At 73.3% G+C, this 22,757-nt stretch carries 17 protein-coding genes and 1 pseudogene; 7 read left to right on the top strand and 11 right to left on the bottom strand.

Translation table 11 applies throughout. From position 1 onward, the window contains the following. Position 1 precedes the first annotated feature (1 nt). A complete protein-coding gene (locus tag ACYQ77_RS25720) occupies positions 2-1,216 on the bottom strand; it encodes a GNAT family N-acetyltransferase (protein WP_459715610.1) in 1,215 nt (404 codons plus the stop codon). Positions 1,217-1,348: 132 nt separating this feature from the next. Between ACYQ77_RS25720 and ACYQ77_RS25715 the strand changes: the two genes are divergently transcribed. Continuing rightward, positions 1,349-2,074, top strand: a complete 726-nt coding sequence (locus ACYQ77_RS25715; RefSeq protein WP_459715607.1) for a DinB family protein — start codon at positions 1,349-1,351, stop codon at positions 2,072-2,074. A gap of 7 nt (positions 2,075-2,081) precedes the next feature. Here the strand turns inward: ACYQ77_RS25715 and ACYQ77_RS25710 are convergent, their stop codons facing one another. Next, a complete protein-coding gene (locus ACYQ77_RS25710) occupies positions 2,082-3,080 on the bottom strand; it encodes a LacI family DNA-binding transcriptional regulator (RefSeq protein WP_459715604.1) in 999 nt (332 codons plus the stop codon). Between the two features lie 84 nt (positions 3,081-3,164). Between ACYQ77_RS25710 and ACYQ77_RS25705 the strand changes: the two genes are divergently transcribed. Further along, positions 3,165-5,045 (top strand): discoidin domain-containing protein, encoded by a 1,881-nt coding sequence (locus ACYQ77_RS25705; protein ID WP_459715603.1) that lies wholly within the window; start codon positions 3,165-3,167, stop codon positions 5,043-5,045. 52 nt (positions 5,046-5,097) lie between these two features. Then, the gene (locus tag ACYQ77_RS25700; protein ID WP_459715600.1) at positions 5,098-6,915 is read left to right on the top strand and encodes a ricin-type beta-trefoil lectin domain protein; all 1,818 of its coding nucleotides are present in this window, start codon (positions 5,098-5,100) and stop codon (positions 6,913-6,915) included. A 121-nt stretch (positions 6,916-7,036) separates the two neighbouring features. Here ACYQ77_RS25700 and ACYQ77_RS25695 read toward each other — a convergent pair whose 3' ends face one another. After that, on the bottom strand, positions 7,037-7,579 hold the full coding sequence (locus ACYQ77_RS25695; RefSeq protein WP_459715598.1) for a hypothetical protein: 543 nt from the start codon (positions 7,577-7,579) through the stop codon (positions 7,037-7,039). A gap of 118 nt (positions 7,580-7,697) precedes the next feature. Here ACYQ77_RS25695 and ACYQ77_RS25690 point away from each other — a divergent pair, with 118 nt between their 5' ends. Continuing rightward, positions 7,698-8,279, top strand: a complete 582-nt coding sequence (locus ACYQ77_RS25690; protein ID WP_459715595.1) for a TetR/AcrR family transcriptional regulator — start codon at positions 7,698-7,700, stop codon at positions 8,277-8,279. A gap of 143 nt (positions 8,280-8,422) precedes the next feature. Here ACYQ77_RS25690 and ACYQ77_RS25685 read toward each other — a convergent pair whose 3' ends face one another. The 5 genes and pseudogenes from ACYQ77_RS25685 to ACYQ77_RS25665 all read right to left on the bottom strand — a co-directional run bounded on the left by ACYQ77_RS25685 (position 8,423) and on the right by ACYQ77_RS25665 (position 12,762). Beyond that, positions 8,423-8,932: a YbaK/EbsC family protein gene (locus ACYQ77_RS25685; RefSeq protein WP_459715593.1), complete on the bottom strand. Its 510-nt coding sequence runs from the start codon at positions 8,930-8,932 to the stop codon at positions 8,423-8,425. After that, positions 8,922-9,224 (bottom strand): ArsR/SmtB family transcription factor, encoded by a 303-nt coding sequence (locus tag ACYQ77_RS25680; RefSeq protein WP_459715591.1) that lies wholly within the window; start codon positions 9,222-9,224, stop codon positions 8,922-8,924. The genes ACYQ77_RS25685 and ACYQ77_RS25680 overlap by 11 nt, the downstream gene beginning before the upstream one ends. A 285-nt stretch (positions 9,225-9,509) precedes the next feature. Then, positions 9,510-9,923 (bottom strand): annotated as a pseudogene (locus tag ACYQ77_RS25675) (IS30 family transposase); the annotation flags it as partial. A 201-nt stretch (positions 9,924-10,124) separates the two neighbouring features. Next, on the bottom strand, positions 10,125-11,453 hold the full coding sequence (locus tag ACYQ77_RS25670) for an alpha/beta hydrolase (protein WP_459715588.1): 1,329 nt from the start codon (positions 11,451-11,453) through the stop codon (positions 10,125-10,127). A 160-nt stretch (positions 11,454-11,613) separates the two neighbouring features. After that, on the bottom strand, positions 11,614-12,762 hold the full coding sequence (locus ACYQ77_RS25665; protein ID WP_459715586.1) for a serine hydrolase domain-containing protein: 1,149 nt from the start codon (positions 12,760-12,762) through the stop codon (positions 11,614-11,616). A gap of 176 nt (positions 12,763-12,938) precedes the next feature. On the opposite strand from ACYQ77_RS25665, the gene ACYQ77_RS25660 reads away from it, so the two are divergent. Together ACYQ77_RS25660 and ACYQ77_RS25655 are read left to right on the top strand one after the other, a co-directional pair. Continuing rightward, entirely contained in the window at positions 12,939-13,568 is a 630-nt protein-coding gene (locus ACYQ77_RS25660) for an MBL fold metallo-hydrolase (RefSeq protein ID WP_459715583.1), read from the top strand. Continuing rightward, positions 13,565-16,372 (top strand): helix-turn-helix transcriptional regulator, encoded by a 2,808-nt coding sequence (locus tag ACYQ77_RS25655; protein ID WP_459715580.1) that lies wholly within the window; start codon positions 13,565-13,567, stop codon positions 16,370-16,372. Before ACYQ77_RS25660 ends, ACYQ77_RS25655 begins: the two co-directional genes overlap by 4 nt. Positions 16,373-16,415: 43 nt before the next feature. Here the strand turns inward: ACYQ77_RS25655 and ACYQ77_RS25650 are convergent, their stop codons facing one another. Together ACYQ77_RS25650 and ACYQ77_RS25645 are read right to left on the bottom strand one after the other, a co-directional pair. After that, a complete protein-coding gene (locus ACYQ77_RS25650; RefSeq protein WP_459715577.1) occupies positions 16,416-17,372 on the bottom strand; it encodes a hypothetical protein in 957 nt (318 codons plus the stop codon). A gap of 4 nt (positions 17,373-17,376) precedes the next feature. After that, positions 17,377-17,730: a hypothetical protein gene (locus tag ACYQ77_RS25645; RefSeq protein ID WP_459715574.1), complete on the bottom strand. Its 354-nt coding sequence runs from the start codon at positions 17,728-17,730 to the stop codon at positions 17,377-17,379. A gap of 51 nt (positions 17,731-17,781) precedes the next feature. Here ACYQ77_RS25645 and ACYQ77_RS25640 point away from each other — a divergent pair, with 51 nt between their 5' ends. Continuing rightward, the gene (locus ACYQ77_RS25640) at positions 17,782-21,357 is read left to right on the top strand and encodes a CHAT domain-containing protein (RefSeq protein WP_459715572.1); all 3,576 of its coding nucleotides are present in this window, start codon (positions 17,782-17,784) and stop codon (positions 21,355-21,357) included. 93 nt (positions 21,358-21,450) lie between these two features. On the opposite strand, the gene ACYQ77_RS25635 is transcribed toward ACYQ77_RS25640, so the two are convergent. Beyond that, on the bottom strand, positions 21,451-22,614 hold the full coding sequence (locus ACYQ77_RS25635; RefSeq protein WP_459715569.1) for a S1 family peptidase: 1,164 nt from the start codon (positions 22,612-22,614) through the stop codon (positions 21,451-21,453). Positions 22,615-22,757: the final 143 nt, after the last annotated feature.

Here is a 22,757-nt window from a genome sequence, read left to right as displayed (position 1 = left end):
GTCAGAACAGTTCGAGGCAGCACGGTTCGCCGTCGTTGAGGAACGCCAGTGACGCCGGGGACAGCGTCCCCGGGCGGCACTCGCGGACGCGGCCGGCGGCGGCCAGCGTCGACAGCCGGGTCCCGCCGAAGAAGGCCACCGCCAGGGCCGACACGTCCAGCGCGAGGTCGGCGGGCGCGTCGGTGCGGGTGACCTCGGCCCGGCCGTCCGGCCCGGCCACCAGGCGCCACCGGCCCGCGTTCCACGGGCACACGTCGTCGGTCACCTCCAGCACCAGGTCCACGGGGACCAGGTACCTGCGTGCCGCCAGCGCACGGTCGACGTCGACCAGCCGCACCCACAGCCCGTCGAACACCGTGCGCAGCGCCGCGCGGGGGTCGGCGAGCATGTGCACCAGCGGCTCGTCGACCCCCGCGCGGAGCACGACCTCGCCGACGAGGTCCATGTCCAGCAGGTACCGCAGGACCGCCGCGTACGCCGCCGGGGTCGCGGCGGTCAGCTCGTGCACGGTCACCGTGGTCCGGGGGCCGCGGTCCTGCCAGTCCGGCTTCGCGCGGTACACGGCGTACGCCCGCGGGTGCACCACGAACCGCATCGCGGTCTGGCCGTGGCGGCGGGCCGGGGCGTCGAACAGGTGGAAGGCCCAGCTGCCGTCGGTGCGGTCCAGGTTGCCCGCGCGGGTCTGCCAGACCTCGTCGTGGAGGTCTCGGACGACCGGCAGCGCCCGTTCGCGGGGCAGCTCGCGCACCGGCTCGGGATCGACGGCCACGTCCCGGCGGAACGCGGTGCCGCGCGGCAACGCGATCCTGGCGTGCTGGGTGCCGAGGCCGTACCCGAACCGCCCGTAGATCCCGCCCTCCGACGCCCACAGGATCGCCAGCGGCTCCCCGGCCTCGTGCAAGAGTTCGAGCTGGCTGCGCATGACCATGCTCAGCACACCGCGCCTGCGATGGCCCGGCGCGACCCCGATCGACGTCACCGCCCCGGCGCGTACCGCGTCACCACCGGGCAGCACGACCCGGCGGCTCAGGAGCTGACCCGTGCCGATCATGGTCTCGCCGTCGAACACCGCGTGGCTGCGCGACGGCTCGAACACGGTCCGCTCCTCGGCGAGGAAGTCGTCGCCGTGGTCGATCAGGAAGGCACTCGCGAGGACCTCGCTGAAGGCGGGCAGGTCCGCGTCGGTGAGCGTGCGGATCGTGAGCTGGTCGGCCATGCCGCAGTGATACGCGGGCACAGCCGGTGACGCGAACCAATTTCCGGCGCGGCGCGGGATCGCGCGGGCCGCGCCGCCGTGGGCGAACCGGCATCGGGCCGGCTTGTCGGTGCCCGGACCTAGCATGGGCGCATGACGCGATACGTCGACGAGGACCTGCACGGCGCGGAGTTCCGCGAGTGCGATCTGACCGGGGCACGCATGATCGGCGTCGTCATGCAGGACGCCGTGATCGACGGGCTCGTCACGAACCTCGTGGTGAACGGTGTCGAGGTCAGCGGGTACGTCGAGGCGGAGCTCGACCGGCGGCATCCGGTGCGGGTGCTGGTCCGCTCCGACGACCCCGCCGATCTGCGCGAGGCGGCGCGCAGGCTGCACGCCGGCTGGGCCGCCACGATCGAGCGGATCCGCCGCACGCCCGGCATCGAGCGCCGTAGTGTGCACGACGAGTGGTCGGCGGCGCAGACGTTGCGCCACCTGGTCTTCGTGCACGACTCGTGGTTCCGCCGCTGCTGCCTGGGCGCGACGGAGCTGTTCACGCCGATGGGCATCGGCCCGGCCGTCGAGCCCTACCGGGAAGCGCACGGGCTCGACCTCGCGCTCGACCCGGCCTTCGACGAGATCGTGCGCGTGCGTGCCGCGCAGACCGCCGAGCTCGAGGCCTGGCTCGACGGGGTCACCGCGGAGCGGCTCGCGGAGCGCGCGCCGGTGCCCGACGACGACGTCTGGCCGCCGTACGCCCGGGGCCGCTCGGTACTGCGGTGCCTCCGCACGGTGCTCAACGAGACCTTCGAGCACCACCGCTTCTGCGTCCGCGACCTCGACCTGATCGAGGCGCAGGACGCGGTGCGGGCCTGACGGTCCGTCAGCGCGCGCGGGCGGTGGAGTCGCGGACGACCAGCGTGGTGGCCAGTTCGATGTGCAGTGCCTCCGGCTGGTGCCCGTCGAGGACGCGCATCAGCTGGGAGACCGCGATGCGGCCCATCTCCTGGAGCGGCTGCCGCACGGTGGTCAGCGCCGGGTCGGTCGCCTGGCTGAGGTCGATGTCGTCGAACCCGGCGATGGACAGGTCCTCCGGGACACGCAGGCCGCGGTCGCGGGCGGCCTGGAGGGTGCCGACGGCCACCTTGTCGTTGAAGCAGACGATCGCGGTCGGGCGCGGGGCCCGGTCGAGCAGCTCGGCGGCGGCCGCCCGTCCCTCGGCGGTCGTGGGTTCGACGTGCCGCAACCGGTCCCCGGTGAGGAGGATCCCCGCCTGGGCGAGCGCGGCGCGGTGACCGGCGAGGCGGGCGTCGCCGGCCAGCCACTCCTCGGGGCCCGCGATGACGCCGATGTCGCGGTGGCCGAGGCCGATGAGGTGGTCCGCCACCGCCCGCGCGCCGGAGAAGTGCGCGGCGGACACGGCGGCGATGTCCGGTGGCGGCGGGGTACGCGGGTCGACCACCACGAACGGGAAACCCGTGCGGGACAACGCGACCAGCGCTTCCCCGTCCTCCGGCGGCAGGATGAGGATCGCCGCGTCGACGTCGTCCTGCCCCGGCAGGCCGGGCAGCGCGTCGCTGTGCTGGCCGGACTCGCCCGCGTCCAGCAGCAGGCGCAGTCCGTGGCGCTTCAGCGCCTCCGCGATCGACGACACGATCAGGCCGAAGTAGTCGGTGAGCACGTACGGGCAGCGGACGTAGACGGTGCGCTGCTTGACCGGCGCGGCGGCGGGGAGCCTGCGCCGCTCGACGGCCTTCAGCACCAGGTCGCGTGTTCGCGGCGCCACGTTGACGTGGTCGTTGAGCACGCGGGACACCGTGGCGACCGAGACACCGGTCTCCGCGGCGATGTCGCGGAGGGTCGCCCGCGGGTTGTCCGGCATGGCTCTTGACGATACCGAACACGCGGGTGTTTCATCATGCAAAAGCGTGTTTCATTGTGCTTCATTCCCTGTTACAGGATGATGATGACGACGATCGTTCGTGGACTCGCGACCGCCACCCTCCTGCTCGGCCTCGTCGCCGTGCCCGCCGCAGCCGGACCGGAGGCGCCCCAGGCCAGGGTGTGGGTGACCACGCCGGACCGGGCCGAACTGATGGCCGAGCGCCCGCCGGTCACGTTCGGCACGACCCCCTCGCCGCACCCCACGATCGTGGTCGACCCGGACCGGGCCTACCAGGCCGTCGACGGGTTCGGCGCGTCGATCACCGCCTCGTCGGCCACCGTGCTCGCCGGCCTCTCCCCCGCCGCCCGCGCCGGCACCATGCGCGCGCTCTTCGACCCGGTGCACGGCATCGGCGTCAGCTTCCTGCGGCAGCCGGTCGGCTCCTCGGACTTCACGGCCGCAGCGGAGCACTACACCTACGACGACGTGCCACCCGGGCAGACCGACTTCCCGTTGCGGCACTTCAGCATCGCCCACGACGAGGCCACGATCCTGCCGCTGCTGCGCGAGGCGAAGCGGCTGAACCCGGGGCTCACGGTCATGGCGACGCCGTGGAGCCCGCCCGCGTGGATGAAGACCGGTGACTCGCTCGTCGGCGGGCGGTTGCAGGACGACCCCGCGATCCACGACGCGTACGCCCGCTACCTCGTGAAGTTCGTGCAGGCCTACACGCGCGCGGGCGTGCCGATCGACTACCTGTCGGTGCAGAACGAGCCGCAGAACCGCACCCCGGACGCCTATCCCGGCACCGACATGCCGGTCGCGCAGCAGGTGAAGGTGATCGAAGCGCTCGGCCCGAAGCTGCGGGCCGCGAGCCCGCGCACCAGGATCCTCGGCTACGACCACAACTGGGCGACGCACCCGAACGACGGCGACGAGGAGACCGACTACCCGTACCAGCTCCTGCGTTCCCCGGCGGCCCGCTGGCTCGCCGGCACCGCGTACCACTGCTACCACGGCGACCCGAGCGCGCAGACCGCGCTGCACGACGCCTTCCCGCGCAAGGGGATCTGGTTCACCGAGTGCTCCGGCTCGCGCGGCGCCACCGACCCGCAGGCGAAGGTCTTCCGCGACACCCTGACCTGGCACGCCCGCAACGTCGTCATCGGCACGACCCGCAACTGGGCGCGCAGCGCGGTCAACTGGAACATCGCGCTGGACAGCACCGGCGGCCCGCACCTCGGCGGCTGCGGCACGTGCACCGGCCTGGTCACGGTCCTGCCGGACGGCTCGGTGCGCACCGACGCCGAGTACTACACGATCGGGCACCTGTCGAAGTTCGTGCGGCCGGGCGCCCGGCGGATCGCCAGCACGTCCTTCGGCACCACCGGGTGGAACGGTCAGATCATGGACGTGGCGTTCCGCAACCCGGACGGCTCCACCGCGCTGGTCGTCCACAACGAGAACGACGACCCGCGGACGTTCGCGGTCGACGTCGGCGACCGCACCTTCGAGTACACGCTGCCCGGCGGCGCGCTGGCGACGTTCACCTGGCCGCGCGTCCACGACAGCGGGCTGGACTTCGTGCCCCTGGCGGGGGCGACCGCCACCGCGTCGACGGGCACCGGCGCGGACGCGATCGTGGACGACGACGCCTCGACCCGCTGGACCAGCGGGACGGGCCAGGCGCCCGGCCAGTACGTGCAGGTGGCTCTTGGCGCGCGCACGCACTTCCGCCGGGTGGCGATCGACAGCGGCGGCAACCTCGGCGACCACGCCCGCGGGTGGCGGCTGTCGGCGAGCGACGACGGCACGACGTGGCGCACCCTCGCGACCGGCACCGGCGTCGGCCAGCTCACCGACGTCGACGTGCGCCGCACCAGCGCCCGGTACCTGCGGATCACCGCCACCGCCGCGGCGGGGAACTGGTGGAGCATCGCCGACCTGCGCCTCTACGACTGACTTCGCCGCACACCGACGTGCGGTGATTGCTCCCAACCCTGCAAGGAGCGTCATGTCAACAACGAGAATCCGGCGGCGTGCCGTCGTCGTGGCCGCGGTCGCGGTCACGGCGGGAGCGCTGCTCGCCATCCCCGCCACCCCGGCGGCCGCTGCGCCGACCGTCGGCGTCTGGCTCACCACCGGCGACCGGGCGAACCTGTTGCGCCCGCAAGGGAACGTCGAGTTCGGGTCCGGCGGCAGCGGCCCGGTGATCGCCGTGCACCCGGGCGCCACCTACCAGTCGATGGTCGGCTTCGGCGCGTCCTTCACCGACGCCGCCGCGTGGAACGTGTTCAACTCACCGCGCCGCGACGAGATCATGAACGCGTTGTTCAACCCGAGCACGGGTATCGGCCTGAGCTGGCTGCGGCAGCCCATCGGCGCCACGGACTTCTCGCGCAGCTTCTACACCTACGACGACGGCGCGCCCGACCCGGCGCTGTCACGGTTCTCCACCGCGCACGACAACGCCTACATCCTGCCGCTGGTCCGGCAGGCGAAGGCGTTGAACCCGCGCCTGTCGATCATGGCGTCGCCGTGGAGCGCGCCCGCGTGGATGAAGACGAACAACAACCTCGTCGGCGGCTCGCTGCGTGACGACCAGATCGGCGTGTACGCCGACTACCTCGTCAAGTTCGCGCAGGCGTACGGGGCCGCCGGCGCGCCGATCGACTACATGAGCGTGCAGAACGAGCCGAACTTCTCCCCACCCGGCTACCCGGGCATGCTGATGTCCGCCCAGCAGCAGGTGAACATCATCAACAACCTGGCGCCGAAGCTGCGCGCGGCCGGGCTCGGCACCCGGCTGCTCGGCTACGACCACAACTGGGACAACACGAGCTACGCGCAGCAGGTCAACAGCGGCGCGGGCGGCAACGTCGTCGGGTCGGCGTGGCACTGCTACGGCGGCAACCCGAGTGGACAGTCGGTGGTGCGCGCCGCCCAGCCGGGCAAGGAGATCTTCTTCACCGAGTGCTCCGGCACGTCGTCGGGCAGCGACGCGGCCACGTTCCGGGACACGTTGCGGTGGCAGGGCATCAACCTCGCGATCGGCACCACGCGCAACTGGGCGCGGACCGTGACGACGTGGAACATGGCGCTCGACGCGGGCCACGGCCCGGTGATCGGCAGCTGCACCGACTGCATGGGCGTGGTGACGACGAACGGCAGTGGTGTCACCTACAACGCCGAGTACTACGTCCTCGGCCACCTCAGCAAGTTCGTGCGGCCGGGCGCGGTGCGGATCGACTCGACCGGCTACGGCGAGGGCGGCGTCCAGAACGTGGCGTTCCGCAACCCGGACGGCACGATCGTGCTGGTCGCGGTCAACAGCGGTGGCACGCAGAACTTCCAGGTCTCCTACGGCGGTCAGACGTTCGGCTACCAGCTCCCCGCCGGCGCGATGGCGACGTTCACGTGGCCGGGCGGTGGCACCACCCCGCCCGCCCGCACCGGCCCCGTCACCGGCCTGGGCGGGAAGTGCCTGGACGTCACCGACGGCTCGACGGCCAACGGCAACCAACCGCAGATGTGGACGTGCACGGGCGGGCCGAACCAGCAGTGGACCCTCGCCACCGACGGCACGGTCCGCGGCCTGGGCAAGTGCCTCGACGTGACCGGCAACGGCACCGCGGACGGCACGGCGGTGCAACTGTGGGACTGCTTCGGGGGCGGGAACCAGCGGTGGACGTACACGTCCAGTGGTGACCTCGTCAACGTGGGCAGCGGCAAGTGCCTCGACGTGCGGGACAACAACACCGCCAACGGCGCCAGGCTGCAGATCTGGACCTGCACGGGCGGGTCCAACCAGAGGTGGACCGTGCCCGCCTGATTTCCGACCCAGGGGTGACGCTTTCCCCGTCACCCCTGGGTAGATTCGGGGTCGTGATTCGCGGGGGCGGTCACGGAGTCCGATCACCATGCTGTACCCCAGATGTCGTCACGACGGCGGTTCAGGCGTCGCCGCGGTCCTGCCGCAGCGCGGAAACGAGGAAGAACACACCACCGACCGCGGCGTAGCCGGCGAGAACCGCCAGCGTCGGGTCGTCCCCCGCGGCCTGCGCGATGAACGTCGCGCCCGCCACGGCGGAGAGCCCACCGCTCAGGATCATCGGCCACTGGCCGCCCGTGCCACGCCGGACGACGGCGACGCCGAGCTGGACGAGACCCGACACGATGGCCCAGCTCCCCCACACCCGCAGCACGCCGGGGATGCCGGTGCCCGCGGCGACGGCGAGACCGGCGGCGGCGACCAGGCTGATCGCGACGTTCACGTACAGCAGCGTGACCGGCCTGGTCCCGGTCGACGACCGGGCGTCGACGACCGCGGCGGCCACGTCGAACACCGGGTACAGCACGAGCAGCGCGACGCTGACGGGGCCGAGACTCGACGCGGTCGCGAACAGCAGCCCGGCCCAGACGACGGCGAAGGCGAACCGGACGAGGTACAGCCGCCGCAGGGAGGACCCCACACCGGACGCGGTGGTCGTGCTCATGCTTCTCCTCAAGTAGATAGAACGATCGGTCTCGCTGAGCATGGCACCGCGGTGGCGAGACCGTCAAGACCGAACGTTCTATCTGCTACCGTGAGCAGGACGAACCGGGAGGTGACAGGTGTCCGAGGCACGGTCCAGGCTGCTCGCGACGGCGAGCCGGCTCTTCTACACCGAGGGGCTGCACTCGGTGGGCATCGACCGCATCGTGTCGGAGGCGGCGGTGACCCGCGCGACGTTGTACCGGCACTTCCCGGGCAAGGACGACCTCGTGGTCGCCTACCTGACCGCGGCCGACGAGGCGATCCGCGCGCAGGTGGCGACCGCGCGCGCCGCCGGGCTCTCCGCCCACGACACCGTCCGCGCGGTCGCGGAGGGCATTGCCCGCGACATCCGGTCGGCCGCGTTCCGGGGCTGCGCGTTCCTGAACGCGGCGGCCGAGTACCCCGATCCGGCGCACCCGGTGCACCAGGCCGTGCTCGCCCACCGGCAGTGGTTCCTCGACACCGTCACCGAACTGCTGGCGGCCACCGGGGAGCAGGCACCCGAGCCCGCGGCACGGCACTTCGTCATGCTCCGGGACGGCGCGATGGCGGCGGGCTGCCTCACCGACCCGGCACCGGTCTGCGAGACCTTCCTCCTCGGTGTCGAGGGCATCTTGAAGTACCGAGACACGCCCGTCCCGACCGCCGGCGGGAGCTGACCGCCGGCGGCACCCAGAAGTGCTCGGCATCGACGACCGCGCGGCGGCGCCGACTCCGGCAGACGGTGGCAGCGTCGGCGAGGGCGTACACGGTGACGGCGAGATGCCCGCCGTCCACATGGCACTGCGCGGGCCGCACCCGTTCAGTCGGTGGTGGCGATCGGTGCCACACGAGGCGCCGCCAGCCGGGCGTAGTCCTCGGTGGCCAACGCGATCGAGCGGTCCAGCCGCGCGGCGTTGAAGAACAGTTCCGGCACCGCGAACAACCCCGGATCGGCGATCAGCTCCAAGCGCGGGTGATAACTGAACGGCAGCACGGTCCCGCTCACGCTGCCCGCCAGTTCCTCCGCCTTGTCCCTGCCCGCGAAGGCCACGTACGTCCCGTCCAGCAGCGCACGCACCGCCCGCAGGTCCACGCGCGCGTCCCCGGGCACCACCGCCAGCACGTACCGGCTCTGCTTCTTGCCGGTCTTGACCATGACCACCAGGCACTTGGCCGCCGCGGCGACGGGGTGTCCGCGCAGGGCGCTGACCACGTCGGTGCGTCCTTCCGGCGCGTGGTCGATCAGCCGGTACCGCGCACCCGCGGCGTCCAGTTCGGACACGAGCCGCTCGTACAGGTCCAGCGCGGGCGCCGCGACGTCACCAGTCACCGCTCAACAACTCCTTGGCTTCCGCGATCCGGTCCTCGTCGCGCCGGTAGAAGACCCACTGCTTGATCTTCTTGCCGCGGACGAGGCCGGCCTGACTGAGGATCTTCATGTGCTCGCCGCAGGTCGGCTGGCTCACGCCGAGTTTGTCGGCGATGAACAGCGAACAGACCCCGTCCCGCACGAGGTCGCCGTCGCGCTGCGGCGGGAAGTGCCGCTCAGGGTCACGCAACCATTCCAGGATCGCCAGGCGCTTGTCGTTGGCGAGCGCCTTGATCAGGACCACGTCGAGCACGAAGGGATTATGGCAATTGCCTAATTACCTGTCCAGGGCCGGAACACGATCCACCCCATCGCGCAGTACACCCACACGGCCTCGCACGCGCCGGCCACGCGAGGCGGTAGCCGACGCCGAGCGCGGCCAGCCCGGCACCGACGCCGAGGATCAACGAGGTAGTTGGCCTCGACCACCATGACGTACCGGGCCACCTGCGGCCGCTCCCCCGCACCTCGGCACGCGTCCGAACCGTGGACGGCACGGCGGTGACCATGTCGTCCCCGGGTGGCCACGAGGTGGTTGCAGGGTGATCTCGGCGTGCCGGGCCATCTCGTTGCCGCGGTCCCGGGTCAGCGACTGGCGCGACTGGGTGGGCAGGGTCTGGATGATCTCGATCATGCGGTCCCGGACCTGCCGCGCGTCGTGTCCGTCGGGCAGGTGCAGCAGCACCACGAACCGGTGGAGCGCCCCACCCGGGTACCGATCGCGGACCGGTTCGCCTTCCCGAGGATCAGGTCAGCTGCCCAGTGGCCGGGCACCGCCCGGTCTCCGGCTTCGGCCGGGCATCCACTGGTGTGGATCATGCCGGGGATCCGGGGCTGGCGGGCGGCTGCCGTTGCGGTTTCCGCAGCGTCCGGCCGGACCGCGGTCAAGGTCAGCTCACGATGCAGCCCCGTTGCGGGCTTGGACATCGATCGCCTGATCGATCGTTTCGGGCGCCGCGCCCGCACCCGGGCAGCCAGACCGGCCTGGACCGCCCGGTACGACTCCGCCGTTACCGGCTACTTCACTGCGCGAACCACCGCCGACCCGTCCTCACCCGACAACCCAGCCACCACACTCCAACTACCAAGAAAGTTGCAACCACCAGACGAAACCGCCCACTGCGTGTCCCACGTCGGCGGGGTCGACCGCCGGCTATCGCGGCAGGACCGTTTCCACGTCGACCGTGGTGATGTGGGCGAGTGGGTGCCGCTGTCCGGTGAGGACCGGGTCGGCGCTGGTGTCGCCGAGCAGGTGGCGGCGGAAGAAGGCGGTCACGTACGTGGTGGTCACCAGCCGCTGCCCGGTTTCGGTGAGCTGGGCGTCGACGCCGCCGTCCTCCGCGTCGCAGTGCCCTGGCCGCGGCCGCGGCTCGCCGGAGTAGTCGTAGGTCTGCTGGACGTCGTCGTGCGCGAGGACCTGGCCGCTGCGCGGGGACCACTGGCTGTTGAGGAAGTTGTGGTTCGCGCCGTGCACCTGCCACAGGTAGAGCGGCGCGGTGGTGCGCCCGCGCGCGTTGTCCACGTAGTCGCGGCCACCGCCGACGGAGTAGTCGCAGCTGCCGGTCACCGCGGCGAACGGCAGCCCGGTCACGCGGTAGTCGAGGTTCTCCGGCGCCTCCGGGTCGGGCGCGTAGTACTCGGCGGGCGCGAGCGGCACCGCGGCGCGCACCGTCACGCCCGCGGGCCAGTCGCCGCGGTGGTTGTCGGACGCGTGCCACATGACGCCGCGCCCGCCGCGGGAGTGCCCGAGGGTGCCGACCCGGCGCAGGTCGATCCGCCCGGTGAAGTCGACGGCCACCGCCCTGCCGCTGTCCAGGGCGGTGAACCGGCCCGCGAGCGCACCGCCGCCTGTCGCCGACAGGTCGCGCCACATCCTCAGGTGCTCGTTGATCAGCGCGGCACGTGCCATGTCGGCCGCCTGCCCCAGTTCACCGGCGTTCACGCCGTTCGCGCTGATCGACACGGCCACGATGCCCGCACGGGCCAGCGCCCGGCCGAGGTAGTCGTAGCCGCGGTAGCTCGGCATCGGCGGGGTGCCCGGTGCGCACGGCCAGCGGTTCAGCGCGGCGCCCGCCCGCGTGGCGGTGGCCGCCAACCGCGCGCGCTCCGCCGGGTCCTGGACCGGGTCCGGCCCGTAGAGCCGGTACGAGGCGTCCGTCCACGTCCGCCCGGCCGCGCGGTCGGCGCACGTCTCCCACATGCCGTGCGACAGCACGACGAGCGGGTACGGCCCGCCGCGCAGATCACGCGGGTAGTGCACGACCGCGGTCAGCTCGAGGCCTGCCACGTCGCCGGGTTCGCCGGTCTCGGGGTCGAGCGAGTGGAAGCCGGGCACCCGGAACGCCGTGTCCCCCAACGTGTACCGCACCGAGGCGACGGGGTGCGGTCCCGGTGCGGCGTGCCCGTCGGACGCACCCGCCAGCCCCAGGACGACCGCGACCACACCGGCCACGGCACCGCGTACGAGACGACCACCCGGCATCGCACATCCTCCCACCGCACGACAAAGCACCCGCGACGCTAGGGAGGGCCGGTAACAGCGCCGTCACAGCCGCCACGCGGTCACCGCTCAGCCAGGACACAGACGTGCGGCCCGCGGTCGTCGACCGCGGGCCGCTTGCCCGGTCCCCGTGGAACGGGGCTCAGCTACCGCTCTTGACCGCGTTGGTCAGCACGACGCACGGGTTCGCGTTGCCCGCACCGATCGCGCTGTTGGTGACCAGTGCGACCTCCACGTTGCCCGCGAACTTCCCGTGGCACGAGAACACGAGGTGGGTGCCGTCCTGCGAGTAGGCACCCGCGTGGACGTAGCCGCCGGCGGGCACGTAGGAGTAGGGCCGCCAGCCCAGCTTCATGGTGTCCATCCACTGGCGCACGGTCGGCGACACGATGGTGCCGTACCGCAGGTGGACCTGCCAGCGGACCAGGTCCACGGCCGACATGTGCAGCCCCCGGTAGCTCGCGCACGCCTCGAAGCTCGTACCCGACAGCTGGTAGAGCACGCCACCGCTCGCGAGGTTGTCGCGGTCGTAGGCGTGTGGCGCGGTGTCCAGGTTCGTCGCGAGGCAGTTCACCCAGGAGATGCCCGCGGGCGCGAACAGCTTCTCGTTGACGTAGTACATCGACCACGGGATGGAGTTCGGCCCGATCCAGTCCGGGAGGCCGCGGCCGGGCTCGGTCAGGCGCCACAGCCTGGCGATGACCACGCGTGCGAAGGCGTAGTTCATGTTCTCGTACTTGTCGTCGGACTCGTCCGGGGTGACCGGCTTGGTCATCATGAACTTGACGCCGTCGTAGCGCGCGTTCACGTTGAGCTTCTCGGTGTCGCTCAGGTTCGCCACCAGCTGCGCGAGCCCGGAGAAGTGGCCGAGGATCTGCTTGATCGTCACCTGCTGCCACGACGGGTGGGCCCCGGTCCGCATGTCCGGTGGCAGGTAGGGCCAGATCTTGGCGTCCGGCGTGAGCCCCGCCGCCTCGGTGAGCTTGAGCAGCGCCGCCGCGACGATGTTCTTGGTGGAACTGGCGATCTCGATGCGGGTGTACGGCGTGAAGTCGACGTTGTTGTCGATCCGCGCCTTGCCGCCCCCGTCCATCGCCGCCACCTTGCCGTTCTCGGTGATGGCGTAGGCGTAGCCGACGGTGGCCCCGCCCCCCAGCGCCGCGTCGAGGGCCTGCGCCACCTTCGCGGTGTCGACGTCCACTGCCGGGGTGCCGAAGTCGGCCCCCGCCGTGCCCGTCCCCGCGATGGTGAACGCGGCCACCGCCGCCGCGATCATGGTCGCCTTCTTCATCGGTCTCTCTCCCCTCGTCCGCCGCCGGCCCGTTCCGGCGGCGCTGGCACCACCCTCGCGCCGCGCCACCCCCAAGGGCATGAGGGCCGGTCCCTCACTTCGCGGGGGTGGGGGACGTGGGGGATCCCCCAAGTGCGCGGTTCCACCGCGCGTGTCCGGCCGGTTACGATCTTCCGATGCGACCGCTGGCACCCGGTGTGCACCAACTGCTTGGCCGCCCACCGCACATGATCAACGCCTATCTGGTCGAGGACGTGCTCGTCGACGCGGGCACACCGGCGGCCCGCCGCCGGATCTCCCGCCAGCTGCGCGGTCAGCGGATCAGCGCGCACGTGGTCACGCACGCGCACCCGGACCACTTCGGGTCGAGCCACGCCATCTGCGAGGAGTTCGACCTGCCGCTGCTGGCCGGGCAGCGCGACATCGAGGCGATCGAGACCGCGACGCCGGTCAGCGCACCCGGGCGGCTGCCGAAACTGCTGTCGCACATGAAGATGCCCCCGCCGCACCCCGTCAAGCAGGGGCTGAAGGAAGGCGACGAGGTCGCCGGGTTCACCGTGCTGGACGTGCCAGGCCACTCCCCCGGCCACATCGCGCTGTGGCGCGCGCACGACGGCGTGCTGATCTGCGGCGACGTGTTCTTCCGGATGCCGAGGGTCTCCGGGCCGCCGAAGTTCCTCACGTGGGACGCCGAACGCAACCGCGAGTCCATGCGGCGGCTGGCCGACCTGAAACCCAGCCTCGTGCTCTTCGGGCACGGCAGGCCGCTGCGCGACCCCGACCGGCTCAGACGCTTGGTCGGATGAACCGGGAGGACCACACGCTCGAGCGGGACCGGGAGCTCGAGCGGATCGCCGCCGCGCTGGACGGTGCCACCCGGGGCGAGGGCCGCGTCGTGGTCATCGAGGGCACGGCGGGCATCGGCAAGACCCGGCTGGTGCAGGTCTGCCGCGCGCTGGCCGAACAGCGCGGATTCACGCGCCTGCAAGCGATCGGCGACGCGCTGGAGAGCGCGATGCCGTGGGGTGTGGTCCGCCAGCTGGTGGAACGGTCGGTGTCCCGCTACCGGGGCGAAGACCGCGACGCGGTCCTGGCCGGGCCGCTCGGCACCGCCCTGGCCACGCTCGACGGCGCGGCGGCGGACCCGAGTGAAGCCGAGCTGGCACGCACGCTCCACGCGCTGTGGTGGGTCGCGGTCGACCTGTCCGCCACCCGGCCGCTGCTGATCACGGTGGACGACGCGCACTGGGCCGACCTGCCGTCGCTGCGGTTCCTCGTCTACCTGTCCCGGCGGATCTCGGACCTGCCGGTCGCACTGGTCGTGGCGACCCGGCCGCCGCAGGAGAACTCGGGTCCGCTGGCCCTGTTGAGCGACTCGCGGCACGCCGAGCGGATGCTGCCCCGTCCCCTCACCCGTGCGGCGCTCGCCGCGCTGGTGACGTCCCGCGGCGCGCGGCCCGCCGCCGAGGTGGTCACCGCGTTGCACGACGCCAGCGGCGGGAACCCGTTCCTCGCCACGGTTCTCCTCGACGAGATGGACACGCTCGACCTGCCGCTGGACCGGGCCGCGACCGCGGAACGGGTCGGCGCGCTCGGGCCGAGCACCGTGTTCCGCGCGGCGCTGGGCAGGCTGCCCACCGACGCGGTGCGGCTCGCGGGGGCGGCGGCCGTGCTCGGTCCCGGCGGTGACCCGTGGCTGACCGGGGCGGTGGCGGACGTGGCCGTCGCGGACCTGCCGGCGGCGGTCGAGGCGCTCGTCGCGGCACACGTGCTCGCCGACGACAGCGAGCACCTCACGTTCCTGCACCCGGTGGTGCGCGAGGCGGTGCTGGCCGACCTGGGTCCGATGTCGCGTGCCGCGCTGCACGCCCGTGCCGCCGCCGAGCTCAGCGCGGTCCGGGCGCCGGCGGAGCGGATCGCCGTGCACCTGGTGCACGCGCCCCCCGGCACCCTGCCCGACGCCGTCGAGGTGCTGCGCCGCGCGGCGGCGGCGCTGCTGGCCGCGGGCGACGGCACCACCGCCGCGAGCCACCTGGAGCGAGCGGTGAGCGAACGGCCGGACGACCCCGGGCTGCGTGCCGAGTGGGGGCGTGCGCTGCTGCGCACCGGGGACGCGCGCGCGGCACGGGTCCAGCTGCGGGCCGCCGCGGACGGGCTGCCGGACGCCGAGCTGGTCGCGGCCGCCGCGTCGGCCACCGCGCTCGTCGACGGTCCGCGGGCCGCGATCGACGAGCTGAGGGCGGCGATCGACGCGCGCCCGGCCGGTGACCGGGAGGCGGGCCGGATGCACCTGGAGGCGCGGCTCGCGGTGATCAGGTCGTTCCTGCCCGAGCAGCGGCAGGAGGCGTCCACGCACCTGCGCGGGTACGCCACCCTGCCCGGCACCACCCCGGACGAGCGCACCCTGCTCGGACTGCTGGCGCAGACGGGCCGCTACGAGGTGTGGCCCGCGGCGGAGGTGGCGGCGACGGCCCGGCGCGCGCTGGCGGGCGGCGCGTACTTCGACGACGCCACCGGCAGCACCGACGCCATGGTGGCGTGGGTGGTGGCCCTGGTGGCGCTGATCTCCGCCGACGGCTTCGACGACGCCCGGCGCGAGATCGAGCGGGCCAAGCAGCGCGTGCGCGTGCACGGCTCGCCCGTCGAGTTCGCCATGGTGTGCAACCCGGCGCTCTTCCTCAACTGGCAGCTGGGCAACGTCGCGTTCGTCGAGGCGGAGGCGGAGGGCGTGCTCGCGGCGGTGTCCACGGAGGACCCCGTCTCGCACGTGATCGCCCTGCGCGCCACCGCGTCGCACTTCGGCGCGTACAGCGCGCTCGAACGCGGCGACGTCGACGGCGCCGCTGCGCTGCTGGCGCGGTTCGACGCCGAACACTCCGACGTGCCCAGGGTGCTCCCGACGATCTGGCTGCACGAGCCGAGAGCCGGTGTCGCGCTCGCGCGCGGCAACCCGGAACTGGCACGCGCCGAGGCGTTCGAGCAACGCGACCAACTGCGCGCGGCAGGCGTCGACCCGCCGACGATCTCCTGGCGCGCGCCCGCCGTCCGGGCCCTGATGCTGCTCGGCGAGGAACGTGCGGCACACACCCTGGCCGGCGAACTCGTCGACGTCGCACGCACGTGGAACACCCCGACCGAAGTCGGCGCCGCCCTGCGGCTCCTGGCACACGCCGATCCCGGCAACCGGCTGGAGCTGCTGACCGAAGCGGTGGCGGTGCTGGAACGCTCCCCCGCCCGGCTGCACCGGGCCCGCGCACTGATCGACCTCGGCGAGGCGCTGCGCGTGGCGGGCCGCCGCGGCGAGGCCCGCGCCCCGCTGCACCGCGGCATCGACCTCGCCACCGAATGCGGCTCGATCGCCTTGCGCACCAGGGCGGTCGCGGCACTGGAAGCGGTGGGCGACCGCCCGAGGAAGCTCATGTTCGCGGGCGTCCAGGCACTCACCGCGAGCGAACGCCGCGTCGCCGACCTCGCCGTGACCGGCCGCGCGAACCGCGAGATCGCGCAGGAACTGTTCGTCACCCCGAAAACCGTGGAGAACCACCTCGGCCGCATCTACACGAAGCTCGGCATCAACGGCCGCCGCGAACTCGCCCGCGCCCTGGCGTAGCCATGACGGCCAGGGCATCGCGGGGGGGGGTTGCCGCGGTGTGTCAGGTTCCTTTGCGGAGCTGTTCGGTGATCTGCCTGCCGAGCGCGGGGGTGATGGCGCCCGGGGGCGGGGACATGCCGAGCTGGGTCGCGAGGGTGGCCGCGTGGAGGTCGACGGCGGACTCGGCGAGGTCGGCGAGCGCGGCCACGGCGGCTCGGCCGCGGCGCCAGCCGACGAGGACGACCGCCACGCCGATCGGGGCCGCGGGCCACCACATCGCGGTGACCGGCAGGTAGAGCACGCCCCAGCCGGCCAGCACACCTGCGCTGTTCCACGCGTCGGCGGCGGAGCGCAGGTCGGCCCTGGCCGCGTCCGGGACGACCAGTTGCAGCCGGGGCCAGACGGCCGCCAGGTCGAGGCCGTACTGGTTGCGCACCCGTACCTCGGCGGCGGCGAGGCGGTCCCCCATCCACGTGGGCCTGCTCGGCGCCGCGAGCGCGATCCGGTTGCGGCGCGCGGCGGCGGCCGCCGCGGCGGCCTCGGCCCGGGACAGGCGTTGCCCGGCCGCCGCCCGCACGGCGGCGCCCTCGGCGCGGGCAACGTCCACATCGGACCTCGCCGCTTCCTCGGCGTCCCGCGCGGCCGCGTACCGCGCGTCGAGTTCGTGCCAGCGGTCGCGGCGGCGGGCGGTCAGGGACGCGAACCTCCCGGACGTGCGCGGGTCGACCGTCCACGACCACCGCAGCGCCGCGCCCGCCGCCTGGGCCAGCAGTCCTGCGGCGACGGACGCCAGCAGCAACGCCACCAGCGCGACGGCGAGCGTCGCCGCCGGGGCGTCGCCCGCGGCGGCGCCGATGCGGCCGACCTCGTCGACGAGGTGCCCGGCGTCCAGCGCGTGCTCGTGGCCCAGCAGACGACCGGTGCACACCGTGGCCACCAGCAGCAGGCCCGGCAGCACGACCAGCGCCATCCACTTCTCCGCCAGCTTGGTCGCGAGCGTGGTCAGCAACGTCGTCATGGCGTCACGCCTGGAAGAGGAGCGGAACCGGCGCGAGGCGGCATTCCGGCACCGGACCGCCGGGCGCCCTGCGTTCGGCCCGGTCGCACCGGCCGTGCGGGCAGACGTACCAGCCGCCGACCGGCTGTCCTGGACCGAACGGCCCGCCGCCGACCAGGTCCGCGTCGACGGCCCTGGTCCGCAGCTCCGGGCCGCCGACCTCGCGGCTCAGCTCGACCAGCCGGTCGGCCACGTCCTCGCCCGCGATCGTCGCGTCCACCAGGCGTTGCAGGTCCGCGACCCGCCCTTCCTCCCTGGCCAGGCGGCGTAGTCTCGGCAGCTGCAGGCAGAACTGGGCGACGACGTCCGCGGCGGTCATGCCGCTCAGTGTCGCGCAACCGGCCAGGGGCCAGGAAGGTCTGGTTCGGTGATGCGGGAGATCCCCGAGCTCGCGGAGCTCGTCGACCGGCTCGAGCGGTTCGTGGTCACCTCGGACGCGGCGATCCTGCTGGACGAGCGGACGGCCGCGCTGACCGCGCGGCTCCTCCCGGTGGCCCACCACGATCTCCGGGTCGCGCACGCGCTCGGGTGGACGCACTGGTACCGCGCGATGGTCGCACCGGAGGAGCAGGCGGGGACCGATCTCTACCTCGCGGTCGACCTGTTCGCCCGCGTCCACGAGGTGGATCCGGGCCAGGTGCCCGACGAGGTGCGGCGCGAGTTCGCCACCGGGCAGGAGCCAGGGCGCCCGAGCCGGGAAGAGGTCGGGCAGTACGGCCGGGACCGGTTGGCCGAGGCCAGGCATACCGGTGACCTCGACGCCCTGTCGGACGCGGTCGAGGCGTTCCGGCACGCCGCCGACGGCGCCCCCGCCGACCACCCGGAGCTGCCGAGCTGGCTGTCCAACGTGAGCGTCGCCCTCCAGTTGCGGTACCGGTCCACGGGTGACCCGGCGGACCTCGACGAAGCGGTCGCGACGGCGAAGGACGCGGTGGCGCTCACCGAGGACGGGCACATCGACCACGCGTACCGCGTCAACGCGCTGGCCACCGCGTACCAGCTCCGCTTCCAGCGCACCGGCTCCCTCGACGACCTGGACACGGTCGTCGCGCTGGCCCGCCGCGTCGTCGCGCTGACACCGGCAGGGAACGCCAACCGCGGTGAGTTCCAGAACAACCTCGCGGTGGTCCTGCTGACCAGGCACGAGCGCACGCACGCGCTGGCCGACCTGGACGAGGCGTTGACCGTGGCCCAGGACGGGGCCGACGCGGTGGCGGACCGGCTGCGCCCCCGCACAGTGTCGAACCTCGCGCTGATGTGGCTGCGCCGGTTCGAGGCGTCCGGCGACACGGCGAGCCTCGACCGGGCGGTCATGCTGGCGCAGGAGGCCGTCGACACGATGGCGCCCGGCGATCCGCAGCGGCTCGACATGCTGCACAACCTCGCGCTCGTGCGGCGCGTCCGCTACGACCACGTCGGTGACATCGCCGACCTGAACGCGGGTGTCGACGTGAGCAGGGCGGTCGTGCGGGAGCTGCCCGCCGGCCACCCGCACGAGGCGGTCGCGCTGGACCACCTGGCGTCGGCGCTGCTGACCCGGCACGACCGCGCGGGGTCCGCGGAGGACCTGGACGAGGCGGTGGTGGCGGCGACCGCGGCCGCCGGGAACCCCGTCGCGAACCCGGCCGACCGGCCCGCGTGGCACAACACCCTCGCCAAGGCGTTGCTCGACCGGTACCGGCTGCGTGGTGAGCGGGCCGACCTCGACCGCGCGGTCGAGGTCGCCCGGGACGCGGTCGCCGGGATCCCGGCGGACGACCCGGACCGCGCCCTCGTCCTGAGCAGCCTGGCCGGGGCCCTGCAGCAGCGGTTCGAGGTCGGCGGTGCGCGCGGCGACCTCGACGAGGCGGTCGGCGCCTGGCGCGCCGCCCTGGCCGTCACCGCCGAGGGCCGGGCCAACCGGCCCGACCTGCTGGGCAACCTGGCGGCCGCCCTGTCGCTGCGGTACCTCGCGCTCGGTGCCCCCGGTGACCTGGCCGAGGGCGGCGACCTTGCCCGGCAGGCCGTCGAGGCCACCCCCGCCGGGCACCCGAACCGTCCGCTCCGGCTGTCGAACCTGGGCGTGTTCCTGCGGACGCGGTACGACGCGCTCGGCGACGTGGCCGACCTGGCGGCGGCCGTCGCCGCGTTCGAGGAGGCCGTACGGGCCACCCCGGAGGGACACGGCGACCGGCACATGTTCCTGTCCAACCTGGCCATCGCCCGCTCGGCCCACGCCGAGCTCACCGGCGGCGCCCTCGACGACGCGGTCGCGGACGCGGACGCCGCGGTGCGCGCGACCCCGGCCGATCACCTCAACCGCGCCGCCTACCTGCGCAACCTCGGCAACGTCCTGAACGAGCGCCACCGGCGCGACGGCGGCGCGGAGGACCTCGCGCGGGCGGTGGAGTGCTTCCGTGCCGCCGCGGCGATCGCGACGGCGCCGGTGTCCGACCGTGCCGGGGCGGCCGCACGCTACGCCCAGCTGGCCGCGGACAGCGGGCGGTGGGCCGAGGCCGCGGACGGTTACCGGACCGCGGTCGAGGCACTGCCGCTGCTCGCGGGCCGCCACCAGGCGCGTGCCGACCAGCAGCGCGTGCTGGCCGAGATGACCGGGCTGGGGTGCGACGCCGCCGCGGTCGCGATCGAGCTGGGCGACCCGGCGGGTGCGCTGCGGCTGCTCGAGCAGGGCCGGGGTGTGCTGCTCGGCCGGAGCCTGGACCTGCCCGGCGAGCTGGCTGCTCTGCGGGACAGCGAGCCGGACCTGGCCCGCCGGTTCGCCGACCTGCGCGACGCGCTGGACACGCCTGCCGGGACCCGGCCGGGCACGGGGTTGAGCGGCGACGCGCGGCACCGCCTCGCCGCCGAGCTGGACGCCCTGGTCGCGGAGATCCGGACCCGGCCGGACATGGCGGACTTCCTCGCCCCGCCTGCGCTCTCCTCGCTGGCCGCCGCCGGTCCCGTGGTCGCGGTGAACCTCGGCAGGCACCGCTGCGACGCCCTGGTCCTGAGCGCGGCGGGGGACGTCGAGGTGTGCCCGCTACCCGACCTGCGCCGCGCGGAGGCCGGCACGCGCGCCAACCAGCTGATCGACGCCACCCGCACGGGCGGCACCGGCTCGGCCGCCGACCTCCGCGCCGTCCTGACGTGGCTCTGGGACGTGATCGCCCGGCCCGTGCTGTCGTCGTTGGACCTGCTGTCCGGTTCGAGGGCACTGCCGCGGCTGTGGTGGCTGCCGACCGGACCGCTCACCGTGCTGCCGCTGCACGCGGCAGGCGCGTACGACGCCACCGGACGCCACCACGGTGTGCCGGATCTCGTGGTGTCCTCGACCGTCTCGACGCTGCGCGCGCTGGCCGCCGCACACGCCCGGCCCGCCGGTCCCGGCGCCGCCGAGGTGCTGGCGATCGCCGTCCCGGACGTCGAGGGCATGCGGCCGCTGCCCAACGCCGAAGCCGAGGCGGCCATGGTCGCCGCCACGGCCCCCGGCCGGGCCACGACCCTCATCGGTCCGGCCGCGACCCGGGACGCCGTGCTGACCGCGCTCCCCCGGGCCGGGGTCGCCCACTTCGCCTGCCACGCAGGCTCCGAGTTCGCGGACCCGTCCGCGAGCGCCCTCGCACTGCACGACGGGCTGCTCTCCGTGCTCGACCTGAACGCCATCCGGGTGACCGGCGCGCGGATGGCGTACCTGTCGGCCTGCGAGACCGCCAGCGGCGGCGCACTGGTGGACGAGGCGATCCACCTGTCGTCGGCGTTCCAGCTGGCCGGCTACCGGCACGTGGTCGGCACGCTGTGGCCGATCGCCGACGACCTCGCCGAACAGCTGGCCAGAGCCATCTACCGCGACCTCGCCGCCCGCCCCGACGCCGTGGCCACCGCCGTCCACCGCGCGACGGTCCACATGCGACAGAGATACCCGCGCAACCCGCACACGTGGGCGGCCCATCTCCACCTCGGCCCCTGACGGCGCCCTCCCCGGTGAGAGGGTGCCGTGGCGATCACGGCACGCTCCTGGCGGCCCCGGGGAGTTCCGGAGCCGCCAGGAAGGACGTGAACGTCACGGGCTGGTGATCAGTGTCAGCCCGTAGGTGGCCAGGATCGGGTTGATCTCCTGGTAGAAGGTCGTGCCGCCGGAGGAGCAGTTGCCCGAGCCGCCCGAGGTGACACCCTGCGCCTGGTTCGCGCTCAGCCACGAGCCGCCGGAGTCACCGGGTTCGGCGCACACATTGGTGCGCGTCAGGTTGTAGACGGTGCCCTGCGGGTAGTTGACCGTCCAGCCGCGGCTGAGCAGGGTGCCGCACCACATGCCGGTGGTGGAGCCGGACCGGCAGATGCCCGAGCCCGCCGGGACCTGCGCCGAGCCGTACACGTAGTACCAGTAGCCGTTGTAGCCCTCGACGTAGCCCCACAGGTTCACCCCACCGGCGGCGCTGATGTACGAGAAGTCGTTGCCGGGGAACTGTGAGCCCGCGAAGGTGCCCAGCAGCGCGCCGTTGCCGTCGGTCGCCGTGCTGCCCGGCGTGCCGCAGTGGCCGGCGCTGACGAAGCCGCCGTACACTGCGAACCCGACCGAGCAGCGGCCCGCGTAGTTGATCCAGTATGGCCAGCCGCCCACGACGTCGGCGTAGGTGCGCGGCGAGTCGTTCTCCTCGACCACGCGCACCGACGGGTGCATGGCGCGCACCGACGCCAGGAACGCCTTCGCTTCCGCGTCGAGCTTCTTGGCGTTCACCGCCACGACCACGCTGTTGGTCTTGTCGTCGACGACCCAGCCGTTGATCGCCGACGGCGCGGCCTTGCCCGCGAACCGGTCGATGCGGGTCTTCACCGCGTCGAGCTCCGCCCGGCTGTGCGACACGACCCGGACGGTGACGCCCTTGCCCAGCCCGGAAGCCTTGGCCCGATCGGTGGTCTGCACGACAAGCGTGCCGGACGCCGCGTCGAACCAACTGCCCGCGTAGGCCGCGCCCAGGGCCGCCCGCGCGTTCTTCTCGGTGCCGCGGGCCTTCTCCTCCTGGATCAGCCGGGTCTTCACCCCGGCCGCGGACAGCCCGAGGTCGCGCTGCATGGCGTCGGACATGGCCTGCGTGATCTTCGGCGCCGTCACCGGTGAGGTCGGCGCGAGCTTCTCCGCAGCGCCGGCGGAGGTGAGTCCGGCGACGGTGAGCCCGGCAGCGAGAACGACAGCAGCGCACACACGCGCCGTTCTGGTACGTCTCATGTGTTGGGTCCTTTGTGGTCACTGAACGCAGGGGAATGCGGACCGAACGGTCCCCCGGCCGATGACGTGAGAATTCGACCGGGTGTCGCGGGTGTCAAGAAATTTCCCAGGCGACCGACGAAAGGTTACGTCGCGACCGAGAG

It is taken from the genome of Actinophytocola sp. KF-1, from assembly GCF_054661535.1.
Note: the sequence above shows the minus strand (reverse complement) of the source record. Positions and strands in the feature narration are given on the sequence as shown.

What these genes read in the sequence shown, in the direction of transcription:
- ACYQ77_RS25720 (WP_459715610.1), bottom strand. Translation starts at nt 1,216, where the DNA reads ATGGCCGACCAGCTCACGATCCGCACGCTCACCGACGCGGACCTGCCC.
- ACYQ77_RS25715 (WP_459715607.1), top strand. Translation starts at nt 1,349, where the DNA reads ATGACGCGATACGTCGACGAGGACCTGCACGGCGCGGAGTTCCGCGAG.
- ACYQ77_RS25710 (WP_459715604.1), bottom strand. Translation starts at nt 3,080, where the DNA reads ATGCCGGACAACCCGCGGGCGACCCTCCGCGACATCGCCGCGGAGACC.
- ACYQ77_RS25705 (WP_459715603.1), top strand. Translation starts at nt 3,165, where the DNA reads ATGACGACGATCGTTCGTGGACTCGCGACCGCCACCCTCCTGCTCGGC.
- ACYQ77_RS25700 (WP_459715600.1), top strand. Translation starts at nt 5,098, where the DNA reads ATGTCAACAACGAGAATCCGGCGGCGTGCCGTCGTCGTGGCCGCGGTC.
- ACYQ77_RS25695 (WP_459715598.1), bottom strand. Translation starts at nt 7,579, where the DNA reads ATGAGCACGACCACCGCGTCCGGTGTGGGGTCCTCCCTGCGGCGGCTG.
- ACYQ77_RS25670 (WP_459715588.1), bottom strand. Translation starts at nt 11,453, where the DNA reads ATGCCGGGTGGTCGTCTCGTACGCGGTGCCGTGGCCGGTGTGGTCGCG.
- ACYQ77_RS25665 (WP_459715586.1), bottom strand. Translation starts at nt 12,762, where the DNA reads ATGAAGAAGGCGACCATGATCGCGGCGGCGGTGGCCGCGTTCACCATC.
- ACYQ77_RS25660 (WP_459715583.1), top strand. Translation starts at nt 12,939, where the DNA reads ATGCGACCGCTGGCACCCGGTGTGCACCAACTGCTTGGCCGCCCACCG.
- ACYQ77_RS25655 (WP_459715580.1), top strand. Translation starts at nt 13,565, where the DNA reads ATGAACCGGGAGGACCACACGCTCGAGCGGGACCGGGAGCTCGAGCGG.
- ACYQ77_RS25650 (WP_459715577.1), bottom strand. Translation starts at nt 17,372, where the DNA reads ATGACGACGTTGCTGACCACGCTCGCGACCAAGCTGGCGGAGAAGTGG.
- ACYQ77_RS25645 (WP_459715574.1), bottom strand. Translation starts at nt 17,730, where the DNA reads ATGACCGCCGCGGACGTCGTCGCCCAGTTCTGCCTGCAGCTGCCGAGA.
- ACYQ77_RS25640 (WP_459715572.1), top strand. Translation starts at nt 17,782, where the DNA reads ATGCGGGAGATCCCCGAGCTCGCGGAGCTCGTCGACCGGCTCGAGCGG.
- ACYQ77_RS25635 (WP_459715569.1), bottom strand. Translation starts at nt 22,614, where the DNA reads ATGAGACGTACCAGAACGGCGCGTGTGTGCGCTGCTGTCGTTCTCGCT.